General features: G+C 68.4%; 26 protein-coding genes and 1 tRNA gene. 5 read left to right on the top strand and 22 right to left on the bottom strand.

The features are described from left to right. Positions 1-5: 5 nt before the first annotated feature. From ABD719_RS04340 to ABD719_RS04255, 18 genes are all read right to left on the bottom strand, one after another. Positions 6-995: a cell division protein FtsQ/DivIB gene (locus ABD719_RS04340; protein WP_344692162.1), complete on the bottom strand. Its 990-nt coding sequence runs from the start codon at positions 993-995 to the stop codon at positions 6-8. Next, positions 992-1963 (bottom strand): D-alanine--D-alanine ligase, encoded by a 972-nt coding sequence (locus tag ABD719_RS04335; RefSeq protein WP_425567106.1) that lies wholly within the window; start codon positions 1961-1963, stop codon positions 992-994. The genes ABD719_RS04340 and ABD719_RS04335 overlap by 4 nt, the downstream gene beginning before the upstream one ends. Then, positions 1960-2835, bottom strand: a complete 876-nt coding sequence (gene murB / locus ABD719_RS04330) for a UDP-N-acetylmuramate dehydrogenase (protein ID WP_344692161.1) — start codon at positions 2833-2835, stop codon at positions 1960-1962. The genes ABD719_RS04335 and murB overlap by 4 nt, the downstream gene beginning before the upstream one ends. A 17-nt stretch (positions 2836-2852) precedes the next feature. Next, positions 2853-3053, bottom strand: coding sequence for a hypothetical protein (locus ABD719_RS04325; RefSeq protein ID WP_192125367.1), 201 nt, complete (start codon positions 3051-3053; stop codon positions 2853-2855). Beyond that, positions 3050-4483 carry a UDP-N-acetylmuramate--L-alanine ligase gene (gene murC, locus ABD719_RS04320; RefSeq protein ID WP_344692160.1) on the bottom strand — a complete coding sequence of 478 codons (1434 nt, stop codon included), beginning with the start codon at positions 4481-4483 and terminating at the stop codon, positions 3050-3052. Before murC ends, ABD719_RS04325 begins: the two co-directional genes overlap by 4 nt. Before the next feature lie 13 nt (positions 4484-4496). After that, positions 4497-5636: an undecaprenyldiphospho-muramoylpentapeptide beta-N-acetylglucosaminyltransferase gene (gene murG, locus ABD719_RS04315; RefSeq protein ID WP_344692158.1), complete on the bottom strand. Its 1140-nt coding sequence runs from the start codon at positions 5634-5636 to the stop codon at positions 4497-4499. After that, a complete protein-coding gene (locus ABD719_RS04310; RefSeq protein WP_344692157.1) occupies positions 5633-6880 on the bottom strand; it encodes an FtsW/RodA/SpoVE family cell cycle protein in 1248 nt (415 codons plus the stop codon). The genes murG and ABD719_RS04310 overlap by 4 nt, the downstream gene beginning before the upstream one ends. Then, the gene (murD, locus tag ABD719_RS04305) at positions 6877-8175 is read right to left on the bottom strand and encodes a UDP-N-acetylmuramoyl-L-alanine--D-glutamate ligase (RefSeq protein WP_344692156.1); all 1299 of its coding nucleotides are present in this window, start codon (positions 8173-8175) and stop codon (positions 6877-6879) included. Before murD ends, ABD719_RS04310 begins: the two co-directional genes overlap by 4 nt. After that, entirely contained in the window at positions 8172-9242 is a 1071-nt protein-coding gene (gene mraY / locus ABD719_RS04300; protein WP_344692155.1) for a phospho-N-acetylmuramoyl-pentapeptide-transferase, read from the bottom strand. The genes murD and mraY overlap by 4 nt, the downstream gene beginning before the upstream one ends. After that, complete coding sequence (locus tag ABD719_RS04295; RefSeq protein WP_344692154.1) at positions 9242-10603, bottom strand: UDP-N-acetylmuramoyl-tripeptide--D-alanyl-D-alanine ligase; 1362 nt, start codon at positions 10601-10603, stop codon at positions 9242-9244. The genes mraY and ABD719_RS04295 overlap by 1 nt, the downstream gene beginning before the upstream one ends. Further along, entirely contained in the window at positions 10600-10788 is a 189-nt protein-coding gene (locus ABD719_RS04290; protein ID WP_344692153.1) for a hypothetical protein, read from the bottom strand. Before ABD719_RS04290 ends, ABD719_RS04295 begins: the two co-directional genes overlap by 4 nt. Next, complete coding sequence (locus ABD719_RS04285; RefSeq protein ID WP_344692152.1) at positions 10785-12200, bottom strand: UDP-N-acetylmuramoyl-L-alanyl-D-glutamate--2,6-diaminopimelate ligase; 1416 nt, start codon at positions 12198-12200, stop codon at positions 10785-10787. The genes ABD719_RS04290 and ABD719_RS04285 overlap by 4 nt, the downstream gene beginning before the upstream one ends. A 10-nt stretch (positions 12201-12210) precedes the next feature. Then, positions 12211-13929: a peptidoglycan D,D-transpeptidase FtsI family protein gene (locus ABD719_RS04280; RefSeq protein WP_344692151.1), complete on the bottom strand. Its 1719-nt coding sequence runs from the start codon at positions 13927-13929 to the stop codon at positions 12211-12213. Beyond that, positions 13926-14558, bottom strand: coding sequence for a hypothetical protein (locus ABD719_RS04275; RefSeq protein WP_344692150.1), 633 nt, complete (start codon positions 14556-14558; stop codon positions 13926-13928). The genes ABD719_RS04280 and ABD719_RS04275 overlap by 4 nt, the downstream gene beginning before the upstream one ends. Then, complete coding sequence (gene rsmH, locus ABD719_RS04270; protein WP_344692571.1) at positions 14555-15493, bottom strand: 16S rRNA (cytosine(1402)-N(4))-methyltransferase RsmH; 939 nt, start codon at positions 15491-15493, stop codon at positions 14555-14557. Before rsmH ends, ABD719_RS04275 begins: the two co-directional genes overlap by 4 nt. Positions 15494-15507: 14 nt before the next feature. Beyond that, positions 15508-16011 (bottom strand): division/cell wall cluster transcriptional repressor MraZ, encoded by a 504-nt coding sequence (locus ABD719_RS04265; RefSeq protein ID WP_344692148.1) that lies wholly within the window; start codon positions 16009-16011, stop codon positions 15508-15510. Positions 16012-16277: 266 nt separating this feature from the next. Continuing rightward, positions 16278-17258 (bottom strand): NADP-dependent oxidoreductase, encoded by a 981-nt coding sequence (locus ABD719_RS04260; protein ID WP_344692146.1) that lies wholly within the window; start codon positions 17256-17258, stop codon positions 16278-16280. 131 nt (positions 17259-17389) lie between these two features. Continuing rightward, positions 17390-18598 (bottom strand): DUF2171 domain-containing protein, encoded by a 1209-nt coding sequence (locus ABD719_RS04255; protein ID WP_344692145.1) that lies wholly within the window; start codon positions 18596-18598, stop codon positions 17390-17392. Positions 18599-18835: 237 nt separating this feature from the next. Here ABD719_RS04255 and ABD719_RS04250 point away from each other — a divergent pair. The 3 genes from ABD719_RS04250 to ABD719_RS04240 all read left to right on the top strand — a co-directional run bounded on the left by ABD719_RS04250 (position 18836) and on the right by ABD719_RS04240 (position 20483). Continuing rightward, positions 18836-18911: transfer RNA gene (locus tag ABD719_RS04250), tRNA-Ala, on the top strand. Between the two features lie 73 nt (positions 18912-18984). After that, complete coding sequence (locus ABD719_RS04245) at positions 18985-19752, top strand: NUDIX hydrolase (RefSeq protein ID WP_344692144.1); 768 nt, start codon at positions 18985-18987, stop codon at positions 19750-19752. Further along, positions 19752-20483, top strand: coding sequence for an extensin-like domain-containing protein (locus tag ABD719_RS04240; RefSeq protein ID WP_344692143.1), 732 nt, complete (start codon positions 19752-19754; stop codon positions 20481-20483). Before ABD719_RS04245 ends, ABD719_RS04240 begins: the two co-directional genes overlap by 1 nt. Before the next feature lie 21 nt (positions 20484-20504). On the opposite strand, the gene ABD719_RS04235 is transcribed toward ABD719_RS04240, so the two are convergent. The 4 genes from ABD719_RS04235 to ABD719_RS04220 form a co-directional block, all read right to left on the bottom strand. Further along, on the bottom strand, positions 20505-21059 hold the full coding sequence (locus tag ABD719_RS04235) for a hypothetical protein (protein ID WP_344692142.1): 555 nt from the start codon (positions 21057-21059) through the stop codon (positions 20505-20507). Between the two features lie 183 nt (positions 21060-21242). Next, on the bottom strand, positions 21243-21518 hold the full coding sequence (locus tag ABD719_RS04230) for a hypothetical protein (protein ID WP_344692141.1): 276 nt from the start codon (positions 21516-21518) through the stop codon (positions 21243-21245). Positions 21519-21578: 60 nt separating this feature from the next. After that, a complete protein-coding gene (locus ABD719_RS04225; protein ID WP_344692140.1) occupies positions 21579-22367 on the bottom strand; it encodes a transglutaminase-like domain-containing protein in 789 nt (262 codons plus the stop codon). Positions 22368-22464: 97 nt separating this feature from the next. Next, positions 22465-23205, bottom strand: a complete 741-nt coding sequence (locus ABD719_RS04220) for a Bax inhibitor-1/YccA family protein (RefSeq protein WP_344692139.1) — start codon at positions 23203-23205, stop codon at positions 22465-22467. A 123-nt stretch (positions 23206-23328) separates the two neighbouring features. Here ABD719_RS04220 and thpR point away from each other — a divergent pair, with 123 nt between their 5' ends. Together thpR and ABD719_RS04210 are read left to right on the top strand one after the other, a co-directional pair. After that, positions 23329-23910, top strand: coding sequence for an RNA 2',3'-cyclic phosphodiesterase (gene thpR, locus ABD719_RS04215; RefSeq protein WP_425567105.1), 582 nt, complete (start codon positions 23329-23331; stop codon positions 23908-23910). A 16-nt stretch (positions 23911-23926) separates the two neighbouring features. Continuing rightward, entirely contained in the window at positions 23927-24475 is a 549-nt protein-coding gene (locus ABD719_RS04210; protein WP_344692137.1) for a superoxide dismutase family protein, read from the top strand. Positions 24476-24493 lie beyond the last annotated feature (18 nt).

Below are 24493 nucleotides of genomic sequence, written 5' to 3'. Positions count from 1 at the left end.
ACACCCTAGCCCCCAACGCCGCCCGTGTCGCCGTCCGTGTCGCCATCCATTTCGGCCGCGCCGCCAGCCGGGGCGGGCATGGCCCCGTTGCCGGCACCCGGATCGGCCCCACCGCCGATCCGGGCCGGTTCGGCCAGCGCATGGTTCTGATTCATCCCGGGCTTTCGCGCAACCAGCTTCGCGGGGTCGCGCATGTCGAAGCGCAGCCAGCCGCGCCCCAGCAATGGCCGGGCCCCGTCGAGATCGGCGAAACGGACCAGCGCGCGGGCGGCGTCATCCTCCGGCAGGGCCAGCACCTCGCCGCTGTCGAAGGTCAGGTCCCAGCGGCGGTTGCCGATCCAGGTGGCGGCGCGGATACGGGGTTTTAGCGAGGGTGCGGCGGCCAACAGTGCCTGATAGCTCGCCTCCTGCCGGTCCGCCCCCGGCCCGATCACCAGCGGCAATGCCGGCACGGCATCGGGCCGCACCGGTTCCAGCATCACGCCCTGTGCATCGATCAGCATCAGCTGTCCGCGATCCTGCCACACCGCCGCCGGCGTCCGCTCGACGATGTCGACCAGCAGCGTATCGGGCAGCCGGCGCGAGACATGCGCGTCCGCGATCCAGCCGTACCGCAGCAGGTTCTGCCGCACCCCTTCCAGATCGACCAGCGGCATCGCCCGGCTGCGCTGGTCGAGCGCGACGGCATAGACGGTCATCCGGTCCATCCGGCGCAGACCGGTGATCTCGATCTGCTCGACGCGGAAGCCCGCCTGCCCCGCCGTCTCGGCCAGCGCGGCGCCGACCATGCCGGGGATGCCGATCCACACCGCCGCCGCGACCACGACCGCGCCGGTGGTGCCGGTGATCGCCCAGGTGACGACGCGGCGCAGCGTCTGTTCGCTGACCGGCAGGCGTGCGACGATCCGGTCGAGCAGCGGCACCTTTTTCACCGGCTGCTTGCGGCGCGGCGCGGGGCGCTTGGGCGGGGCGCCGCGCTTGATCGTGCGGCTCATCCCGCGCCCACCTCGACACCCGCCATCGCCTCGTCGACGATCGCCTGTACCAGTGTGGCGTAATCCATGCCGACATGACGCGCCTGTTCGGGCACGAGGCTGAGCGGGGTCATGCCGGGCTGGGTATTCACCTCCAGCAGGAACAGCCCGTCGACGCCGCGCTCGTCGTCCCAGCGGAAGTCGGACCGGCTGGCGCCCTGACACCCGAGCAGACGATGCGCCTCCAGCGCCAGCGCCTTGCACGCATCGGCGATCTCGTCCGGGATGCGCGCAGGGCAAACATGTTCGGTCAGGCCATCGGTATATTTCGCGTCGAAATCGTACCAGCCGTTCTTCGGGATCAACTCGGTGACGCCCAGTGCGCGGTTGCCCAGCACCGCCGTCGTCAACTCGCGGCCACGGATGTACGGTTCGGCGAGCAGCTCGTCGAACTCCTGCCAGGGGCCGGCGGCATCGGGGGAGATGGGGTCGCCCAGGTTACCGTCCGCCGTCACGATCGCGACGCCGACCGACGAGCCCTCGTTGACGGGTTTCAGCACATAAGGGCGCGGCAGCGGATCGCGATCGAACAGGTGGGCGGAGCGGACGATGCGGCCGCCGGGCATCGGCACGCCGTGCGGCACCAGCGCCTGCTTGGTCAGCACCTTGTCGATCGCGATGACCGAGGTGGCGAGGCCGCTATGCGTATAGCGCAGGCCCATCAGGTCCATCATGCCCTGCACGCTGCCATCTTCCCCCGGCGTGCCGTGCAGCGCGTTGAAGACGAGGTCGGGCTGTGCCGTCGCCAGCCGCGCGGCGACGTCGCGGTCCATGTCGATCCGGGTGACGCGGTGGCCACGCGACTCCAGCGCGTCGGCGACGCCCGCGCCCGATTGCAGCGAGACCGACCGCTCGGCGGACCAGCCGCCCATCAGCACCACGATGTGAAGGGGAGAGGACACCGCGTCAGCCACACCAAACTCCGTCATGCCATGCCCACCCGCCGGATTTCCCATTCCAGCGTCACGCCGCTGTCCGCCTTCACCCGCGCCCGCACATCCTCGCCCAGCGCCTCAATATCGGCGCTGGTCGCGTGACCGAGATTCAGCAGGAAATTGCAATGCTTCTCCGACACCTGCGCATCGCCACGGGTCAGACCGCGACAGCCGGCGGCGTCGATCAGCGCCCATGCCTTGTGGCCGGGCGGGTTCTTGTAGGTCGAGCCGCCGGTCTTCGCGCGCAGCGGCTGCGATGCCTCGCGCGCGGCGGCGATGCGATCCATCTCCGCCTGGATCGCGGCGGGATCGCCGGGGGTGCCCCGGACCGTCGCCTCGATCACGATCGCGCCGTCCGGTAAGGCGGAGTGGCGATAGGTGTAGTCGAGATCGGCCGCCGCCATCCGCGTGACGGTGCCGTCGCGCCCGACGACGGTGCAGGAGACGAGGATGTCGGCGACCTCACGGCCATAGGCGCCGCCGTTCATCCGCACGAAACCGCCGACGGTGCCGGGGATGCTGCGCAGGAACTCGATCCCCGCGACCCCGGCGTCGCGCGCGGTGGAGGCGGCGAGGATACCGGAGGTGCCGCCGCCGCAGGTCATCGTGTCGCCATCCGCGCGGGCGAAGGCGAACGGCTTGCCGAGGCGGATCACCACCCCCGCCACGCCGCCGTCGCGCACGATCAGGTTGGAGCCGAGGCCCAGCGCCATCACCGGCACCGCCGGGTCGAGCGCCGCGAGGAACGCCGACAGGTCGTCCGCATCCGCCGGTTCGAACAGCCATTCCGCCGGGCCACCCGCCTTGAACCACACCAGCGGTGCAAGCGGCGCGGATCGGGTCAGCCGGCCGCGGACCGGCGGCATTGGCGCATCGCCCCCGCTCACCAAGGACCGACGCCCCATAGTCGCGTCCATGCCTGCCACGCGGCGAGGTTGGCCTCCGCCGCCTTGCGCGATGCCTCCTGCGCCTGCACCATCGCATCGCCGGCCTTGGTCGCCTGACTGCCGAAATCGAGCGCCTGCTTCTGCGCATCGAGCATCTGCTTCTGAAGGTCGATCGACGCCTTGAACCAGTCGCTCATAATGATGCTCCCTCTTGCCGTCTGTCTGCGATCGCCTGCGCGAGGCCGGCGGCCCATCTGGTGATATCGCCCGCGCCGAGGCAGACGATCATGTCGCCCGCCGCGATCGTGCCGGCCAGTTCGTCGGCCAGCGCATCGGCATCGGCGACGACGCCGGCATGGCGATGGCCGCGCCGCTTCAATCCGGCGACCAGCGCCTCGGCATCGACGCCCTCGACGGGCGTTTCGCCCGCCGCATAGACCGGGGTCACCAGCACGCGATCGGCATCGTTGAACGCGGTCTGGAACTCCTCCATCAGGTTGCCGAGCCGCGAATAGCGATGCGGCTGGACGACCGCGATCACCCGGTTCTCCACCCCCTCGCGCGCGGCGGCCAGCACCGCGCGGATCTCGACCGGGTGGTGGCCGTAATCGTCGATCACCGTGGCATGGCCGCCGTCCACCGCGACGGTGCCGACGTTGGTGAAGCGACGCTTGACCCCGCCGAACTGACCGAAACCCTGCTGGATCACCGCATCGGGGATGCCCATCTCCAGCGCCACGCCGATCGCGGCGAGCGCGTTCTGAACGTTGTGCCGTCCTGGCATCGGCAGTTCGATCCCCTCGATCGACCGGGTCGCGCCGTCACGGGCACGGACGATGCATTCGAAACGGTTGCCGCCCGGTACCGGCGTGACGTTCACGCCGCGCACGTCCGCCTGCGCGGAAAAGCCATAGGTGACCACGCGGCGGTCGCGCACGCGCGGCAGGATGTTCTGCACCTCGGGGTGATCGAGGCACAGCAGCGCCGCGCCGTAGAAGGGCACATTCTCGACGAATTCGACGAAGGCGTCCTTCACCGCGTCGAACGATCCGTAATGATCGAGATGCTCGGGATCGATGTTGGTCACGACCGCGATCGTGCCGTCGAGGCGCAGGAAGCTGCCGTCGCTCTCGTCCGCCTCCACCACCATCCAGTCGGACGCGCCGAGCCGGGCGTTGGAGCCATAGCTGTTGATGATGCCGCCGTTGATGACGGTGGGGTCGACCCCGCCGGCATCGAGCAGCGCGGCGATCATCGAGGTCGTCGTCGTCTTGCCATGGGTGCCCGCCACCGCGACGGTCGATTTCAGCCGCATCAGTTCGGCCAGCATCTCCGCCCGGCGGACGACGGGGACGCGCCGCTCCAGCGCGGCCTCCACCTCCGGGTTGGAGCGGACGATCGCGGTGGAGGTGACGACCACGGCGGCATCGCCGATGTTCGCGGCGGCATGGCCGATCGCCACCGGGATGCCCTTGTCGCGCAGGCCCTGCACGACATAGCCCTCCGCCACGTCGGACCCCTGCACGCGGTAGCCGAGGTTCTTCATCACCTCCGCGATCCCGGACATGCCGATGCCGCCGATCCCGACGAAGTGGATCGTGCCGATGTCGGTTGCCACACCCCTCATGCGCCCATCCCCTTCATGCGAACGCCGCCTTCTGCTGGCGCCGCGGTACCGGCAGGCGGGCGGGCGGCGCATCGAGGCTTTCGACCAGATCGGCGAGGTCGCTGACCGCATCGGGCCGGCCGATGCTGCGCGCGCGGCCGGCGGCGTTTTCGAGGGCGACGGGATCAAGCCCGAGTTTCTGCATCTGCTTGGCCAGTTCGACCGCGGTGAAGCGGGATTGCGGGATGGTACGCGCACCGCCGATCGCGGTCATCTCGCGCGCATTGGCGGTCTGGTGATCGTCGGTCGCGGTGGCGAGGGGAACGAGGATGGCGGGGCGGCCCGCCGCCGTCAGTTCGGCGATGGTCGATGCGCCGGCGCGACCGATCACGACATGCGCCCAAGCCAGTTGTTCGGGCATGTCGGGCAGATAGGTGGCAAGATCGGCGGCGATCTGGTGTTCGGCATAAAGCGCGCGGGCGGCATCGATATCCTCGATCCGCGCCTGATGCGTCACCTGCAACCGGCGGCGGAACGCGGGCGGCAGCATCGCGAGCCCGGCGGGCACCACCTTGCTCAGGATGCTCGCCCCCTGGCTGCCGCCGGTGACGAGGACGCGGAAAATGCCGTCCTCCTCCAGCAGCGGATAGGGGCGGCTGCGCAACGCCAGCACCGCCTCGCGCACCGGATTGCCGACGAGGTGGGTCTTGCCCATCAGCCGCTCGGGCAGGCGCTCGGTCCGGTCGTAGGAGGTCGCGATCGCATCGACCCGGCGCGCGACGAGGCGGTTGACCCGGCCCAGCACCGCATTCTGCTCGTGAACCGCCGTCGGGATGCCCGCCGCGAATGCCGCCAGCAGTGCGGGCATCGCCGGATAGCCACCGAAACCGATCACCGCCGCCGGACGCGCGTCGCGGTACAGTTGCCGCGCCATCGCCCGCCCGCGCCACATCTCGCGCAGCGCCTTGGCATAACCGAGGGGTCCGCCCGCGAACCGCCCGGCGGGCAGGACATGCGTCTGGATGCCGTCGAACAGGCCGGGAAAGCGCACCCCGCGCGCGTCCGACACCAACGCGACATGATGGCCGCGCCGGGTCAGTTCCGTCGCCAGCGCCGCGGCGGGGACCATGTGTCCGCCGGTGCCGCCCGCCGCCAATACGTAATGCTTCGTCATTCGCCGCTCCAGCGGACCACATAAGGCGACCGCGTCAGGAACGGATTGCGCCGGGTGAACGCCAGCAGCAAGCCCATGCCGATCGACAGCGCGATCATCGACGATCCGCCATAGCTGATGAACGGCAGCGTCATCCCCTTGGACGGCGCCATGCCGGTATTGACCGCCATCGAGATGAACGCCTGCATCCCGAACTGGGTGGCGAGACCGGAGGCGGCGAGCAGCTTGAATTCGTCCTGTTCGTCCAGCAACTTGACGAACACGCGCACGACGATCGCCAGAAACACCACCGCGATCACCGCGCAGGCGATCAGCCCGAATTCCTCGCCGATCACGGAGAAGATGTAATCGGTATGCGCCTCCGGCAGGCCGAATTTCGCGGCGCCCGCGCCGGGCCCGGTGCCGGTCCAGCCGCCAGCGGTCAGCGTGCGGTGCGCGGCATCGACCTGGAAATGGTCGGCCGCGCCCTCGCCATCGGTACCGGGAAACAGGAACGCGTCGATTCGCTGGCGGGCGGTGCTGTAGAACAGATAGCCCGCGATCAGCCCGGCGGGGGCAAGCGAGGCGAGCCCGACCAGCACCTTCGTTGGCGTGCCCGCGATCATCAGCAGCGCCATCCACACCGCGCAGAACACCACCGTCTGCCCGAAATCGGGCTGCGCCATCAGGATCACCGCGATCAGCGCGGTCAGCGTGCCGGTGATGAGAACGGTCGGCAGCTCGCGATCCTTGACCTTCAGCGACAACAGCCATGCCACCGTCACGATGAACAGCGGTTTCAGGAACTCCGACGGCTGCACCTGCGAGATGCCGAATTCCAGCCAGCGTTTCGCGCCGTTCTTCTCCACCCCGATCAGCGGCGTCAGTGCCAGCAGCCCGAGGAAGAAGATCGCGCCGGACACCGCCAGCCGCCGCGCCATGGTGACCGGCAGCATCGACACCCCGATCATCACCGGCAACGACACGCCGACCCACATCAGCTGCCGCCAGAAATAATAGAGCGGTGCGATCTTGTGCTTGTCGCCCGAATAACGGACAGCCGAGGCCGGGCTGGCCGCCGCGACCGCGATCAGCCCGATCGCGATCAGGAACAGCGTAAGCAGCAGCAGCATCCGGTCGATATCCCAGAACCACGTGCCGAGTGGCGAGCGATCGCCGCGCCCGCCGCGCTTCTTCACCTGTGCGATCAGGCGGGCGCCCTTGCCGCCCGATGCCGGTCCGGCACCTGCGCGAATGTCGGTCATGCCAGCGCCTCCACCGCGCGCACGAACGCGGCGCCACGCTCCTCATAATCGCGGAACTGGTCGAAACTGGCGCAGGCCGGGGACAGCAGCACCACCTCTCCGGGCTTCGCCGCCGCCGCCGCCGCCGCCACGGCGGCATCCAGCGTATCGAGGGTGTCGACGGGCATGTGGGGGGCCAGTATCTCGGCGAAGCGCGGTCCCGCCTCCCCGATCGTATAGGTATGGATGACATGATCGAAATGTGGCGCGCAGGCGCTCAGGTCGTCGCCCTTGGGCTTGCCGCCTACGATCCAGTGGATGCGGGGGAACGCCGCGAGCGCGGGAGCGACGCTATCGGGGTTGGTCGCCTTGGAATCGTTGACGAAGGCGACCCCGCCGATCGTCGCGACCCGCTCCATCCGGTGCGGCAGCCCGGCGAAGCTGGCGAGGCCGCGATCGATATCCGCCTCCGCGATTCCCAGAACGCGCGCGACCGCGATGGCGGCGAGCGCGTTCTGCGCGTTGTGCGGCCCCTGCAACGACGGCCAGCCGCGCTGGTCCATGCAGACGCCCGGCGCAATCTTCGTCAGATGCTCCCCGCGTGCAAACAGCGAGCGGGCGATGGCGGCGGAGGGCGCGTCGCCGATCCCGATCACCGCATCGTGGCCGGGCGACTGCATGGAAAACAGGCGCGCCTTAGATGCCGCATAGGCGTCGAACCCGTCATAGCGGTCGAGATGGTCGGGCGTGACGTTGAGCAGCACCGCGACATCGCAGTCCAGCGTCTGCGTCAGGTCGATCTGGTAGCTGGACAGTTCCAGCACATAGACGCCACCCGCCGGCAGCGGCGCCTGTTCGAGGATCGGCAGTCCGATATTGCCGCCCATCAGCGCCGGGATGCCGGCAGTGTCGCACAGATGCTTCACCAGCGCGGTGGTGGTCGACTTGCCGTTGGTGCCGGTGATGCCGACGACCTTGTGCGGCGGCAGATCCGCGCGGGCCTGCGCGAACAGTTCGATATCGCCGATGATCGGCACCCCTGCCGCACGCGCCTTGTCCGCCAGCGGATGCGTATTGAGCGGCACCCCGGGCGATACCACCAGCGCGTCGAAACCCGTCAGGTCATCGAGCGGGGCAAGCGTCAGCGTGCCCGCGTCCACCGTCTCACGCAGGAACGGCTGGCGTCGCGCCTCGTCGGCATCCCACGCCGTCACCTCGGCCCCGCCTGCTTCGAGGGCGGCGACCGTCGCCGCGCCGGACCTTGCCAGCCCCAGCACCGCATAGCGACGGCCCGCCCATTCTCCTGCGACGATCACCGCAGCTTCAACGTCGACAGGCCGGCCAGCGCCAGCACGAAGGCGATGATCCAGAAGCGGATCACCACAGTGGGTTCCGACCAGCCGAGCTGTTCGAAATGATGGTGGATCGGCGCCATGCGGAACACGCGGCGACCGGTGCGCTTGTAGAAGAACACCTGGATGATGACGCTCAGCGCCTCGACCACGAACAGGCCGCCGATGATGCCCAGCACGATCTCGTGATGCGCGACCACTGCGATGGTACCGAGCGCGCCGCCGAGCGCGAGGCTGCCGGTGTCGCCCATGAACACCGCAGCCGGGGGCGCATTGAACCACAGGAAGGCGAGTCCCGCCCCCACGACCGCGCCGCAGAAGATCGCCAGTTCACCCGCACCCGGCACATGCTGGATGCCGAGATAATCCGCGAATCTCGCGTTACCGGCCAGATAGACGATAACCATCAGCGCGACGCTGGCGATGATGACCGGCATCGTCGCGAGGCCATCGAGCCCGTCGGTCAGGTTCACCGCGTTGCCGAAGGCGACGATCGTGAACGCGGCGAACAGCGGGTAGAAATACCAGAGTTCGATATACATGCGGTTGGTGAAGGGCAGGTACAGGCCAGTGCCGTTCTGGCGCATGATGATCCACGCCGCGATCCCGGCGATCAGGAACTCCAGCAGCAGCCGCACGCGGCCGGGCACGCCCGCCGTCGTCGCCTTCCGCACCTTGTCGTAATCGTCGAGAAACCCGATCGCGCCGAACCCCAGGGTCACGAACAGACACGCCCAGACATACGGATTGGCCAGATCCATCCACAACAGGATCGCCAGCGCCATCGCGGTCAGGATCATCAGCCCGCCCATCGTCGGCGTGCCGCGCTTGGCGAGGTGGGTCTGCGGCCCGTCGGCGCGGATCGGCTGCCCCTTGCCCTGGCGCACGCGCAGCCAGCCGATGAACCGCGGCCCGATGATGAGGCCGATGAACAGCGCCGTCGCCACCGCCGCGCCCGTCCGGAACGACTGGTAGCGGATGAGGTTGAGGAGCCCCTGGAAACCCAGATGCTCGGCGATCCAGAACAACATTATCCGCCCTTCAGCGCTGCGATCACGCGGGCCAGTCCGACCCCGTTCGATCCCTTGACCAGCACCGCGTCGCCGGGCGCCAGCAGGGCGCGCAACCGGTCGAGTGCCGCCGAAGCGTCGGGCACATGGACGATGTTCATCCGTCCCTCAAGCGTTTCCGCCAGCGGTCGCATCGCTTCGCCGACCAGCACGGCCGTTTCGACGCGGGCGTCTTCGACCGGGCCGGCGAGGCCGGCATGATAGTCGGCCGAGGCGTCGCCCAGTTCGCGCATCTCGCCCAGCACGGCGACATGGCGGCCCGGCTCGGTCGCCAGCACCGCCAGCGTCGCACGCATCGACGCAGGATTGGCGTTGTAGCTTTCGTCGATCACCAGCGCCTCGCCGTCCGCCACCGCCATATGGAACCGTGCACCGCGCCCCGCCAGCCCGCCGAGATCGGCGAGCGCCAGCCCCGCCAGCCCCAGATCGCCGCCAACCGCCTCGACCGCCGCCAGCACCGCCAGCGCATTCGATACCCAGTGGGCGCCCGGCTGCGACAAGGTGAAGCTGAGTTCGCGCTCCCCCGTCCGTACCGTCATGAAGGTGCCGGCGCCGATCCGCACCGCCTCGATCGCGCGCACGTCCGCGCCGGTGCCGCTGCCGAAGGTGACGATGCGGCCGGCATGGGGCCGGGCCGCCACGATCAGCCGGTCACGGTGCGGGCTGTCGAACGGCACGATCGCGGTACCGCCCGGCTCCAGCCCACGGAATATCTCGCCCTTGGCATCGGCGATTGCGGCCTCGTCGGCGAAGAATTCGGTATGCGCGGGCGCGATCGCGGTGACGACCGCGACGTGCGGGCGGACCAGCGTGGTCAGGTGCGCCAGTTCGCCGGGGTGGTTCATCCCCATCTCCAGCACCGCCGCCCGCGTGGCGGCAGGCATCCGCGCCAGACTGAGCGGCACGCCGGTATGGTTGTTGTAGCTCTTGACCGAACGATGCGCCTGCCCCGGCCAGATCCGGTCGAGACAGGCGAACAACGCCTCCTTCGCGCTGGTCTTGCCGACCGAGCCGGTGACGCCGATCACCCGTGCCGAGGTCCGCGCGCGGGCGGCGCGGGCGATATCCTCCAGCGCGGCGAAGCTGTCCGCCACCCGGACATGCGGTCCATCGCACGCCGTGGAGACGATCGCCCCCGCCGCGCCTTGCGCGAATGCCTGCGGCAGGAAGCGATGGCCGTCGGTCGCCTCCCCCGCCAGCGCCACGAACAGGTCGCCCGGCCCGACCTCACGGCTGTCGAAGGCGACGCCACCGGCAGTGAAGTCGGCGGAAGTCACGCCCCCGGTCGCGGCCGCCAGTTCGGCGGCGGTCCACAGGCTCATCGACCGGTCGCCGGGGGCAGGCCGCCATAGCGCAGGCCAAGCCGGGGCCGCTCGCCATCGTCGTTGATCGCGGGCTTCGCCGGGCGGACGCGCAGGTCGGGCGGCAACAGCCGCTTGCCCTTGGGCGCGGGTCGGAACCAGTCGGGGGAGATTCCGTCCGTCTGACTCACGTCCGCCTTCTTCATCCCGCACACTCCCGCGCTACTGCCACATCGTCGAACGGCAGCACCAGATCGCCGACGATCTGGCCCTGTTCATGCCCCTTGCCCGCGATCAGGACGATGTCCTGCGCGTCCGCCCCGCGCACCGCGGCGGCGATCGCGGTGCGGCGGTCGCCGATCTCGGTCGCGTCCGGCGCCCCCAGCATCACCATCCGGCGGATCGCGGCGGCATCCTCGCTGCGGGGATTGTCGTCGGTCACGATCACGCGATCGGCCTGCGCGGCGGCAACCTGCCCCATCGGTTCGCGCTTGCCCGCGTCACGGTCGCCACCCGCGCCGAACACCACGATCAGGCGGCCACCGGCATGGGGCTTGAGTGCCGCGATCGCCGCTTCCAGCGCATCGGGGGTATGGGCGTAATCGACATAGACCGGCGCACCGCTGCGCGCGATCGCCGCCCGCTCCAGCCGGCCGCGCACCGGCTGCAACCGGGCAATCGCCTGTAGCGTCGGGCCGACCGGTGCGCCGGTCGCGATCACCAGCCCGGCCGCGACCAGCGCGTTCGCCGCCTGATACGCACCGATCAGTGGCAGGTTGACGTGGTGCGTTTCCCCCTCCGCCTCGATCACCAGCCCCTGCCCCAGCAGCGTAGGGTCACGGCCGACCAGCCGCAGGGTCGCACCGCGCTCGCCAACCGTGACCAGCCGGTTGCCCCGCTCGCGCGCCAGATCGATCACCCGGTCCGCCTGCGGATCGTCCGCCCAGACGACGGCAATGCCGTCCGGCGACAGCACTTCGGAGAACAGCCGCATCTTCGCGGTCAGATACGCCGCCATATCGCCGTGATAATCGAGGTGATCGCGGCTGAGGTTGGTGAAGGCGGCGGCGGCGATGCGCAGCCCCTCGGTCCGGTATTGCGTCAGCCCGTGGCTCGATGCCTCGAACGCGAGATGCGTCACCCCCTCACGCGCCAGCCCGGCGACGTTGGACAGGAAGGTGACGATGTCGGGCGTGGTCAGCCCCGTCGTCACGCGTTCGTCGGCGGTGGTGACGCCCAGCGTGCCGATCGAGGCGGCGTGATGCCCCGCCATCCGCCACAATTGCCGCGTCATCTCCACGACCGAGGTCTTGCCGTTGGTGCCGGTGACCGCGACCGTGGTCGGCGGGAACGGCGCGAAGAACCGCGCGGCGAGCCGGGCAAAGGCGGCACGGGGTTCGTCGTCGGCGATATGCACCGCCCCCTCGACCACCGCCTCCGGCCGTGCGACGACCGCGATCGCGCCACCGCGAATGGCATCAGCGATATAGTCCTCGCCATCGACGCGCGTGCCGCGGAACGCACCGAACACGGTGCCGGGCGCGACCTTGCGGTGATCGATCGCGAACCCGGTGACGGCGATGTCCTGCCCGCCGCCGGTAAGCTGACCCAGCTTCATCGTACCCGCCTCAATGCCCGGTCGTCGCCGGACGACGGCTGGGATCGTCCCACAGCGTCGGCGTGATGTCCGACACGTCGATGTCGCGCGTCTCGTCCGGCACCACGCCCAGCATCGCACCGATCCGCGAAACGGTGCGCCCGACGACGGGGGCCGCATTCCACGCCGCGGTCTTCCAGCCACCGGTTTCCTTGGTGCCGAGCGGCGAATCGAGCATCGCCAGCACGACATAACGCGGTGCGTCCATCGGGAACGCCGCGGCAAAGGTGGCGACGTTGCGCGACCGGTCGTATCCGCCCGCGACCGCCGCCTCGGCAGTGCCGGTCTTGCCGCCGACGCGGTAGCCGGGCGCCTCGCCCTTGCGGCCGGTGCCGCGCTGCACGATCAGCCGCAGCATCTGGCGCATCCGTGCGCTGGTCTGCTCGCTGATGACGCGGCGCCCCTCCGGCACATGGCCCGGCGCGACCTTCAGTAGCGTCGTCGGCCGCCAGATGCCGCCGTTGACCAGCGTGGCATAGGCATTGGCGAGGTGCAGCGGCGTCACCGCGATACCATGGCCATAGGCCGTCGTCATCGTCGTCGTCCGCGCCCAATAGGTCGGCCAGAGCGGCCGGCCCTTTTCGCGCAGCTCGATATCGGGCTTGGTGTCGAAGCCCAGCTTGCGGAACATCGCCTGCATCCGCTCCGGCCCGACCTCGTCGGCGACGCGGGCGGTGGCGATGTTCGACGAATAGATCAGCGTTTCCGCCATGTTCAGCCAGCGCTGCGGATCACCGCGCTCGTCGTGGATCGTATAGCCGCCGACCTTCAGCGGGTGCGTCGCGTCGAACCGGCGCGCGAACGAGGTGACGACGCCGGTATCCATCGCGGTCGCCATCGTGATCGGCTTGAAGGTCGATCCCAGCTCGAACACGCTCTGCGTGGTGATGTTGCGCAGTTCCTCGCTGCCCGCCATGCCGACCCGGTTGGGGTTGAAGGTGGGCAGCGACACCATCGCGATCACCTCGCCGGTGGCGACGTCGAGCACGATGCCGCCGCCGCCACGCGCCGAGAAGGTCGTCATCGCGCGACCCAGTTCGCTTTCCATGGCCGCCTGCACGCGGGTATCGATCGACAGCGCGACGGGCGCGCCGCTGGTGGCGGGATTGGTCAGCCGCTCGTCCAGCACCCGCTCCATCCCGCTCATGCCGTGGCCGTCGGTGGACAGGAAACCCAGCGCGTGCGCCGCCATCGTCGATTGCGGATAGAGGCGCTGCGTCTCGCGCGCGAAGACGATCGCGGGTTCGCCCAGCGCGTTCACCTGCTCGACCAGCGCGGGACTGGCGCGGCGCTGGAGATAGGTGAACGACACGTCCTTGGTCAGTTGCGCATAGAACCAGGCCTGATCGCCGCGATCGGGCATCAGCGCGGCCAGCTTGGCGGCGATCTCGGTCTTGTCGCCCATCAGCTTCCTGGGGTGGACCGCGATCGTCCAGGCGTCGATCGTCCGCGCCAGCGGTGCGCCGTTGCGGTCGACGATGTCGCCGCGCCCCGCCAGCACCGCGACGCGCGCCTTCGCCTCGGTACCGGAGAACACCGCCAGCACCGCCAGCCGCCCCAGCACCAGCAGCACCGCGCCGGCGAACAGCAGCAGCATCACCATCAGCCGGGTATGCGCGGTCGCCACCAGCTGATGACGTTGGCGGAGGCCGCCCTGCTGCGGCAGCGGACGGGCGACGAGCGTGGTCATCGCTTGGTGCGTGCCTCCGCCCGGGCGCCCGACAGGATGTCACCCAGCGTATTGTCGGACAGCAGCTTGCGATCGAGCAGCGCCACCGCCTCCGGCCGGACGCGCGACACCGCGGCGACCGCGACCTGACGCGCGACGGAGGCATCGGCGGTACGGACGGTGGCGGCGGCGGTGCGCTGGACAGTGGCGGCGGCGGCCGTCGCGGCGGGGGCGGCAGGACGGGGGGCGTTGGCGGCGACCAGCGTCATCGCCACCGGCGCGGGCGCACCGGCGGGCACGACCAAGGCGGCGGTGCGCACGGTCGCCTGCCCCGTCACGCCACCCATAGCAGGCGTGGTCAGGTCGAGCGCGGCGAGCTGCGCTTCGTCACCCACGAACTGGCCGGCAGTGGGCGATGACAGCGCCAGCGTGTCGCCGTTCCACTTTTCCAGCTGGGCCAGATTGGCGCGCGTATCGAACTCCGTCTCCAGCGCGCGAATATCGCGCTGCGCGGATTCGATGCGGCGATCCATCTGTTCCAGCTTCTTCCGCTCGCCCGCCACCTGCAGCGAGACGAGGTAGAAGCCGAGGACGACGGCGACGCAGCCGCCGAACCAGCCGATCCCCTTGAACCGATACGCCGCCGTCATACGCTCACCTCCACCTGTGCCGTCCATGCGGGCGCCGCCGTGCGCCGTGCCATTCTGAGTGTCGCGGAGCGGGCGCGCGGGTTCACCGCCACCTCCGCGTCGCCGGCGCGGATACCGCGGCCGACGGATTCGAAACTGGGGGCGGCCGGAGCCGCCGCCTGCGGCGCGTGCCGCGATCCGGCAGGGGCGCCGCCGGACCGGTCGCGCAGGAACCGCTTCACCATCCGGTCCTCCAGGCTGTGGAACGTCACCACCGCCAGCCGACCGCCGGGCTTCAACACCCGCTCCGCCGCCGCCAGCCCCTCGGCCAGTTCGTCCAGCTCGCGGTTCACATGGATGCGGATCGCCTGGAACGTGCGGGTCGCCGGGTCCTTCTTGTCGTGCGGCTTGTACCCCAGCGCGCGACGGACCACCGTGGCGAGATCGCCGGTGCGGACCAGCGGCCGCGCCGCGACGATCGCGCGGGCGATGCGGCGCGACTTCGGCTCGTCGCCGTACCGATAGATCACGTCGGCGATCGCCGCCTCGTCCGCCTCGTTCAGGAAATCGGCTGCGCTCTGCCCCTCCTGGCTCATCCGCATGTCGAGCGGGCCATCCGACTGGAACGAGAAGCCGCGCCCCGCCTGGTCGAGCTGCATCGACGACACGCCGATATCCATCGTCACGCCATCGACCTGCTCCTCGCCCAGATCGGCGAGCGCGGCGACCATCGCGGAAAAATCGGCATGGACCAGCGTCAGCCCGTCCAGTGGCGCGGCCTGCCCGGCGGCGATCGCATCGGGATCGCGGTCGAACGCGATCACCCGCGCCCCCGCCGCCAGCAGCGCACGGGTATAGCCGCCCGCGCCGAAGGTCGCGTCGACGATCGTCTCGCCCGGGGCGGGCGCGAGCGCGACGACAACCTCGTCCATCAGGACCGGGATGTGCGGGGCCATGTGCGGGGCGTCGCTCACAGTGCGATCCCCTTCTGCATCATGTAGAAGCGGCAGGCGGCCTTGACGTTGGCGGCCATAGATTCGGTTTCGATCAGCGTCTTGGGATCCCAGATCTCGATATAGTCGAACACGCCGAAGAAGAACGCGTGCTCGCCGATCCCCGCATAGAAGCGGGGAAAGGCGGGCATGATGAAGCGACCGGAACCGTCGAACGGCACCGCCTCGCCGGCGGCGGCACGGCGCTTGATGTTGTAGTCGAACTCGCCGTCCGGACCGGTGAACGCCGCCTCGCGCCGGTCGAGCTGCTCGGCAAGGATGTCGAGATAGCCCGGATCATAGGCGACGAGGCATTTGTTGACCGGGTTCTGATGGGGGCCGACCACGATCGTGCCGCCATTCTTGCCGTCCGCCTTGGGCGCGTTCGCCGCCAGCGTGGCGCGAAGTGCGTTGGGAATGGCTACCCGACCCTTGTCGTCGACAAGGCCGATGCCGTCTCCCTGATAACGCCCCCTGCTCACCACGTAGCCCTCGCACCCGGCAAGCACGACTCCTCCGCCACGAACCGCGACCATCGCCGCGATCCGGATGCCACTGCATGCGGAGAGTCTGCCCCTGAAGTAACTTGGGTCTATCAGTCGCCCTATGGCGTCGCAACGGGATTTTTAGGGATTATTGGGGATTTGCTGGGCCAATGCGGCAGAACGAGGGCGATCATGGGTAAAGCCCGCTTCGCACCGCCTGTTCGCCGCCCGACACCGGCGAACGGGCGGTGCGTTTCGGGGTTTTACAGCTTTACCAGCATCTTGCCGGTATTGCCGCCGGTGAAGAGCGCCATGAACGCCGCCGGCGCCGCTTCCAGCCCGTCATGCACAGTTTCCTCGCGTTTCAACGTGTTGGCCATGCCGGCCATGTCACGATAGAATTCGGACGCGCGGGGGAAGAAGTCGGTGACGATGAACCCCTGCATCCGCACCCGGTTGCCGATCAGGCGGGCGAGATATTTCAGTTCGGTCGGCTTGGCATCGTTATAGACGTCGATCATCCCGCAGATCGCGAACCGTGCGCCGACTCGGGCATGGGCGAGCGCCGCGTCGAGATGGTCGCTGCCGACATTGTCGAAATAGACGTCGATGCCCTTGGGCGCGGCCTCGCCCAGCGCCTTGACGACCGGCCCCGCCTTGTAGTCGATCACCGCATCCGCCCCGAGCGAGCGGACCCATTCCACCTTGGCCGCACCGCCGGCGGAGCCGATCACCGTCATCCCCTTGGCCTTGGCGATCTGCACCACCGTCGATCCGACCGCACCCGCCGCTGCGGAGACGAACACGGTATCGCCCGCCTTCGCCTCGGCCACCGCCAGCAGCCCCCAGTATCCGGTCATGCCCGGCATGCCGAACTGACCCAGAAAGGCCTGGGGCGGCACGTCGATCGCCGGCAGTTTGCTGAACGCGCCGGCGGGGCCGGTCGCTTCGTCACGCCACCCCAGCATATGCTGCACGAGGTCACCGGGTTTCAGGGCGGGGTCGCGACTCTCGATCACCTCGCCGATCGCGCCGCCCTCCATCGGCGCACCGATCGCGAAGGGCGGCACATAGCTTTTCACGTCGTTCATCCGGCCGCGCATATAGGGGTCGACCGACAGCCAGCGGTTCGCGACGCGCACCTCCCCGTCGCCCAGAGCGACGCTGTCCAGCGTCACCAGGGCGAAATCTTTGGCGACAGGGGTTCCTGCGGGTCGCGATGCCAGGGTCCAGGCACGTGCCATGTTCGATCCTTTCCGATTGTTCGAATAATGGGTATGTCTTGCGGATAATGATCGCGCAAACGAAAAGGCCCGGTCGCAATGACGACCGGGCCTTCCGATGAACGATCACTCGTTCATATTAGAGCTTTGGGTCAGTAGGTGCCCGAAAAGCTGCGATTCAGGTTCTTGTCATCGCCGGTACTGGACGATGAAGCCCCCGTCGACGCGGTTCCGGTCGACGACGCGCTGGACGTCGCCGACGTCGCATCGGTCCGGCCCGTCGCGTTGTCGCGGCTCTGCGTATCGCGATGACCACGTTCGTTATCGCCGTAACCGAACATTGCCTGATTTCGCTCTTCGTCGCGCCATGCGGACTTGGCTTCGTCAGCGGTCTTCGACAACGTCACCTTGTCGTCGACCGAAACCAGCCAGCTCGACGGGATCGAGTGGTGACGGCCACCGGCATCAGTGTCGTTCTTGGTCAGCAGGATGCGATCACCACGTACCTTGTCGACCGTGCCGACATGGGTGCCATCGGAGCCCACGACCTCCTGATGCTCCTTCACCTTGTTCAGCGAATCGCGCTGCGTCTGCCGATTGGTCCGCCAGTTGGAGAATTCGGTTTCGAAGCGCGACCGGTTCTCATGGCGATATTCGTCGTAATCACGGTCGAACGCCGCAATCTGGCTGGAGCGCCAGTTGCCGTAATGATCGTCATGCTGGCCACCGTTGCGATAGGCACGGTCGTCGTACCGGGAATCGGCCTCGCGCCGACGTTCAGCATCGTCATCGCCGAACCACGAACGCACCTCGTCGCCCGCGCGCTGGAAGAACCCGCGCTCCTCATAGTCATAGCCCTGTGGCTGGCGACCATAACCCCGGTTGCCATCCCGATCCCGGCGCTGATCGTCATCGGCATGACGATCGCGGCCGACATTCTCGAACCGGCGTCCATCGGAGGCGTAGGAACCCCGATAGTCGTCACGCTGCCCGCGCGAATAGCGATCGTCGCCCCGGTCCTGGAAACGCTGGCCCCCGCCGTCGCGGCCATAATCGGAATGACCCCAATCGGACGACCGCTCCGGCCGGCCGTAGCCGCCACGATAATCCTCACCGTCGCGATCGAAGCCGGCGCCACGCTGCTCATAGCGTTGATCACCATAATTCGGCCGGCCGCCGCCGCCCTGTCGGCCCTGGTCCTGCCGGCCATAGCGGTCGTCATTCAATCGGCCGGCGGCGGCATAATCGCGTGCGCTGGAATAGGTATAGTCGCGACCACTGCCGTAGTCGTTCCCATAGCCGGCATCGCCGCCCTGATCGCCCTGTGAACCGGTGCTGCGCGGATAGCGTTCGTAAACCATGATGGTCTCCATTCTCCTGCGGTGGCGACCCCCGTTTATCGGGCGGTCGTGACACGGATGGAAAACGGTACGATACGGCCGATGTTCCGAAAATCGCCGGACAAAGACGGGCGGACTATCGCGTTCCTGCGCCGCCCTGCCGTTGATGAAACCGAATATCGGCACGGCTTGCAATGCCCGGATCGGCCGTCTAAATGCGACGCACCCGGCTATGCCGGTTGATGCCGAAGGGCGGGCGGGGCTGTAGCTCAGATGGGAGAGCGCTGCAATCGCACTGCAGAGGTCAGGGGTTCGATTCCCCTCAGCTCCACCACCCACCTTCGTCCTTCCGCTTGCTGCCGCAGACCGCCGGGATCATCCGCCGCCCCGCGCGTTGAGGGGGCACGATGACGTTGCCGCCCAACACCACTCCCGCCATTCCCGCCGCCACGCTGGTGATCCTGCGCGACGTACCTGGCCGTGCGCCCGACCTGCTGATGGTTGAGCGCGCCAGATCGATGGCCTTTGCCGGCGGCGCGATGGTGTTTCCGGGTGGGCGCGTCGATCCCGGTGACCACGCACTGGCGGCGGTGATCGGCGATGCGGATGACGACGGCGCCGCCCGTGTCGCCGCGATCCGCGAGACACTGGAGGAAGTGGGGCTGGCGATCGGTCTTTCCCCCCCACCCTCGCCGGCCATGACACGGCGGTTGCGCGCCGGCCTTCATGCCGGTCAGGCGTTCGGCGGGCTGCTGGCGCAGGAGGGTCTGACGATCGATCCGACGGTCATGGTGCCGTTCGCGCGCTGGTGCCCGGCGCATCGGATGTCGCGCATCTTCGACACCCGCTTTTATCTCGCGCAATTGCCCGACGGATCGGTACCCGCCAAAGTCGACGGGACGGAGAATGCCCGATTGGTCTGGCTGACCGCGGCCACCGCACTGGCTGAAGCAGCGGCCGGGCGGATGACGCTGATCTATCCGACCCGACGCAATCTGGAACGGCTGGCGCAGTTCGGATCGTTCGCGGCGGCGGTCGCCGATGCCGGTGCGTATCCGGTGATCACGATCATACCCTATATCGAACGACGCGGCGATATCGATCATCTCTGCATCCCGACCGAACTCGGCTATCCGGTTACCGCCGAGCCGATCGGGCAAGCGGTGCGCGGCTGATGCGGAACGTGCGGCGGATCGCCGGCCTGCTGGTGTGGGGCGGCATCGCGCTGGCGCTCCTGTTCGTCGGCTGGGCGATGCTGCGCGGCCGGCCCCAGGACCTGCCCTGGACGGCGGTCGACCTGGGTCGTCCGGTCGGGCTGTTCACCGGCCGCAAGCTGACCGCCCTGACCGATGATTTTCCGGCCTGCCGCGTACTGCTCGACCGCGCGGGGGTTCGTTACACCGCGCTGCCGCCCCGATCGGGGGAAGGGCAATGCGGTTATGCGGATGGCGTGCGTTTCACGGCAGGAGGATCGCGACGGATCGATTTCGCCCCCGCCGGGCTCGGTGTCGCCTGCCCGGTCGCCGCAGCACTGGCGGCGTGGGAATGGCATGTCGTCCAGCCGGCTGCCGAACGGCTGTTCGGCTCACGCGTGACGCGGATCGACCATTTCGGCAGCTACAGCTGTCGCCGCCTCTATGGCCGCGACACCGGCAACTGGAGCGAACATGCGACGGCGGACGCGGTCGACATCGCAGGATTCCGGCTGGCCAATGGTCGGCGGATCAGCGTGGTGGGCGACTGGCGCGGCGACGACGCGAAGGCTCGGTTCCTGCACATGGTGCGCGACGGCGCCTGCAAGTTGTTCGCGACGACATTGTCGCCCGATTACAACGCGGCGCACCGCGACCACCTCCACCTCGATCAGGCGGCGCGAGGGGCCATGGGCTGGCGCGCCTGCCGCTGATCCCCGACGTGGTGGTGGCGGTCAGTTCGCCAGCGATTGCCCGGTGTCCACCTTTTCCACCCAATAGGGGAAAAAGGCCGGCTGACGGTTCGACCAGCCCGATGCCGTTGCCGCCGCCTCGCTGATCGACTGAAGCAGTTTGCGCCGCAATTCGGGATGTAGATGGGGCAGCGCCGCCGCCGCGCAGAAGGCAGCGGGCAGCCATGGCCGCACCTCGGCCCCGACCAGTCGTTCGTACAGGAAGCGCGCGGCCGAGAAACTCGGCAATCGCCCCTGCCCCAGATCGAATGCGACGATGGTGATGAGCGGTGCGATGAACGGTTCGATCGAGTCGAGCCCACTATCTTCGGGTACCAGTTCGCGCAGTGCCGGGAGCGAACGGTAAAGGCGGGCCTGCGCCCGAATGCTGGCCGCTTCCACCACGTCGCGCGACCAGCGGGTCATGGCATCGTCACGGTCGAGTCCGACATCGAGCGACCGGCGGATATATCGCTGGGTCGCTGCCGGAAAGCTGGCGAATTCCTTCATCTCGGCCAATGTCATCGCGCCTTCGGCCGGTTTCTTCCTCGATCCCATCGCATCACCCCGCCTACTGGTTGCATCAACCCGAGTGATCGTGCCGCAAGAATGGTTAACACCAGACTTCCGGTCTGCTCACCCGGTGGATCACAGGGAACGACGAAACCGGTTGCGCTGCAACATGCGATGCGACGAGCCGAGTGACGCGGGGCTGCCATGTGCGGCCCCGCGTCCGGACAATCACTTATCGGCGGGCTTGTCCGCTTCGTCGTAGCCCGACGATGGGACGAAATCGCCGCGCCCATTGGGCTCGGAAATCGCGACCGGATCGCTGCCGTCCATCGTTTCGTCCAGTCCGTTGTCCAACCGAGCATCGATGCTGTCGGGATTCTTCTGGAGGCGCTTGGCGATCGATTTATCCTGCCCCGCGTCCTGACGGGGGCTGCGGCCTTCGCGTTCGTCGTCGGCGGGGGCCACGGACAGGCTGTCGAGCGCGCGATCGTCGATGTCGGTCATCTTGAGCGTCCTTTCAAATCATTACCCTCCGAAAACGATCGGAAGACGCCCCCGTTCCTCTCAACCGTCCAGCCGGTGTACCGCCACCCGTTGCGCCTGGAAGAAAGCGGTGCCGAACACGGTCATGAACGCGATATCGGTGGCATCCCGGCCGACACAGATGCGGACGATCTCCTCCACCCGCGCCATGCCGGTCGGATCGACCAGCCGCCATGCGCCATCCAGCCACAGTTCGACCACGGCATGGAAATCGGGCGGTTCTACGCCGGGCGCATAGGCGCCGACGCAGCGGGCGGGGATTTCCGCTGCCCGCGCCAGCGATACTAGTAGATGCGCATAATCGCGGCACACCCCCATCCGGCTGGCGAAGGTGTCGAGCGCGGTCGTATCCCCTTGGCTGACGCCGGAACGATAGATCAGTGCACCCCTGGTCCATTCCAGCAACGCCTGCGCCATCGCGCCCCCGCTCAGACCGCCGAATTCACGCCGCACGAAACCCTCTAGCCGGTCCGACTGACAATAGCGGCTCGGCAACAGATAGGGGATCACCGCACCGGGCAGCGCCCGCGGGGGGGTAGGCGGCAGCGCCGCGATATCGACCGCGACCCGGTCGACCGTCACGGTCGCGCGGTACTGTGCCATCAACCGGTACTGCGTGCGTGCCCAGCACCGCTGGCCCATCCCCTCGTCACCGTCGGTCGCGGCGATCGGGTGATCGGACCAGACCGTCAGCGCACGACTGTCCAGTCGCTGATCGGGCAGGGCCGCCGCTTCCAGCTGGAGCAATATGTCGGCAGGTTCGGGAAGCCAGTAATCCAGGTCGGCTTCGATCGCCAGACGGACGGGCATCGGGGATTCCTTAGTCGGAGGCATCGAGGACGAGGCACATAAGAAAAGAGGCCCGGCGGTCGCCCGCCGAGCCTCCCGATATCACACCGTCATCCGATCAGTCGCGGCTGGCGCCGAACAGACGAAGGATGAACAGGAACATGTTGATGAAGTCGAGATACAGGCTGAGCGCCGACATGATGACGACCTTGCCCTGCATGTCGGTACCGGCGACCTGCGCGTACAGGCTCTTGGTACGCTGCGTGTCATAAGCCGTCAGACCCGCGAACAGCAGCACGCCGACCGCGCTGATGAGCATGCCGAGCGGACCGGACTGCACGAACATGTTGATGACGCTGGCGACGAGCAGGCCGACCACACCGATGATGAGGAAGGTGCCGAACGCCGACAGATCCTTCTTCGTGGTGTAGCCATAAAGGCTGAGCGCCACGAAGCCCGCCGAGGTCGCGAAGAACGCCTGTGCGATCGCGACCGGGCTGTACTGCAGGAAGATCGTCGAGAGCGACAGACCCATCAGGACCGCGAAGCCCCAGAACATCGCCTGCATCGTGCCGGTCGACATCCGTCCCTGGCCGAAGCTCATCGCGAACACGATCGCCAGCGGCGAGAACATGATGACGTATTTCAGGATACCAGGCTGCGTGAACACCGCCTCGGCATATCCGCTCGTCGCGAACAGCAGTGCGACGATGCCCGTCAGCAGGACGCCCGACGCCATGTAGTTGTACACGGACAGCATGTATGAACGCAGACCCGCGTCATAGGCCGCGTCACCCGCCCGCGCGCGCGTCGTCCCGAACGGCGCGGCGGTGGGCCGAGGATCAGACCAGTTTGCCATCTGAAGAAATCTCCTTGGTGCCGGCCAGATGCCGGCTGGTTGCAATATCGCCCCTGCCCCTGCCGTTTTCAAGCGAAAGCGGTCGTGCGGTTTGGCCGTATCGGTGTTAACAACGCTGTCATGATGCGCTTGTTCATCGCGCTGCGCCCGCCGCCGCCGATCCGCGAGATATTGTTCGACCTGATGGACGGCGTGTCGGCGGCGCGCTGGCAGGATGACGAACAGTTGCACCTGACGCTGCGCTTTGTCGGCGAGGTGGAACGGCCGCAGGCGGAGGACTTGGCGGTCGCCCTGGGCCATGTTCATCTGCCCGCCGCGCCGATCGTTACGCTGGCAGGGGTCGGATCGTTCGGGCAGCGCGGCCGGGTCGATACGCTATGGGCGGGCGTCGCGCCTGCCGCGGTGCTGGCCGACCTTCATGCGCGGGTCGAGCGGGCATGCGCGCAGGCGGGGCTACCGCCGGAGCGGCGGCGATATCACCCGCACGTCACGGTCGCGCGGCTGGCGCGATCGGCCGGCGCGGGGCCGGAGCCGGGCGAATGGCTTGCCCGTCATGCCGCCCTGGCCAGCGAACCGTTCGCGCTGCCGCACCTGATCCTCTATCGCAGCCATCTGGCGCGGGGCGGCGCCGCCTATGAAACGGTGGCGCGCTGGCCGCTGGGAACCGGGGCGACTGCTGCTGGTTCGCATGGATACGATATTTGACAACGGGGAGAATACGATGCGGACGATGACGACGGGCATGGTGATCGGGCTGGCGGCGCTGGCGCTGGCCGGCTGTCAACGCGACGGCGCGGCCAAGGTGGAGATGGGCGAACAGGTTCCCGGCGGCCGCACTGCCGTCGCGTTGTTGCGCACCGCCGCGGGGGCCGATGTCGGACGCGCGACCGCCACCGAAGTCGGCGGCGGCGTACGCTTCACAATCGACGGCAAGGCGATGCCGCCCGGCACGCATGGCGCGCATGTCCACATGGTCGGCCGCTGCGACGCGCCCGATTTCACCACCGCCGGCGCGCACTGGAACCCGGCGGGCACGCAGCATGGCACGATGAACCCGCAGGGGCCGCATAACGGCGACCTGCCGAACCTGATCGTCGGCACCGACGGACGCGGCACGCTGGGCGTGACGGTGCCGGGCGCGACGATCGACGGCGTGCTGGATGCGGATGGATCGGCGATGGTCGTCCACGCCAATCCGGACGATCTGAAGACCGACCCTTCTGGCAACAGCGGTGGCCGGATCGTCTGCGGTGTCTTCCGCCAGAGCTGACCCCAGCCGGCCCCGATC

The organism is Sphingomonas cynarae (assembly GCF_039537815.1).
Classification (GTDB): Bacteria; Pseudomonadota; Alphaproteobacteria; order Sphingomonadales; family Sphingomonadaceae; genus Sphingomonas; species Sphingomonas cynarae.
Note: the sequence above shows the minus strand (reverse complement) of the source record. Positions and strands in the feature narration are given on the sequence as shown.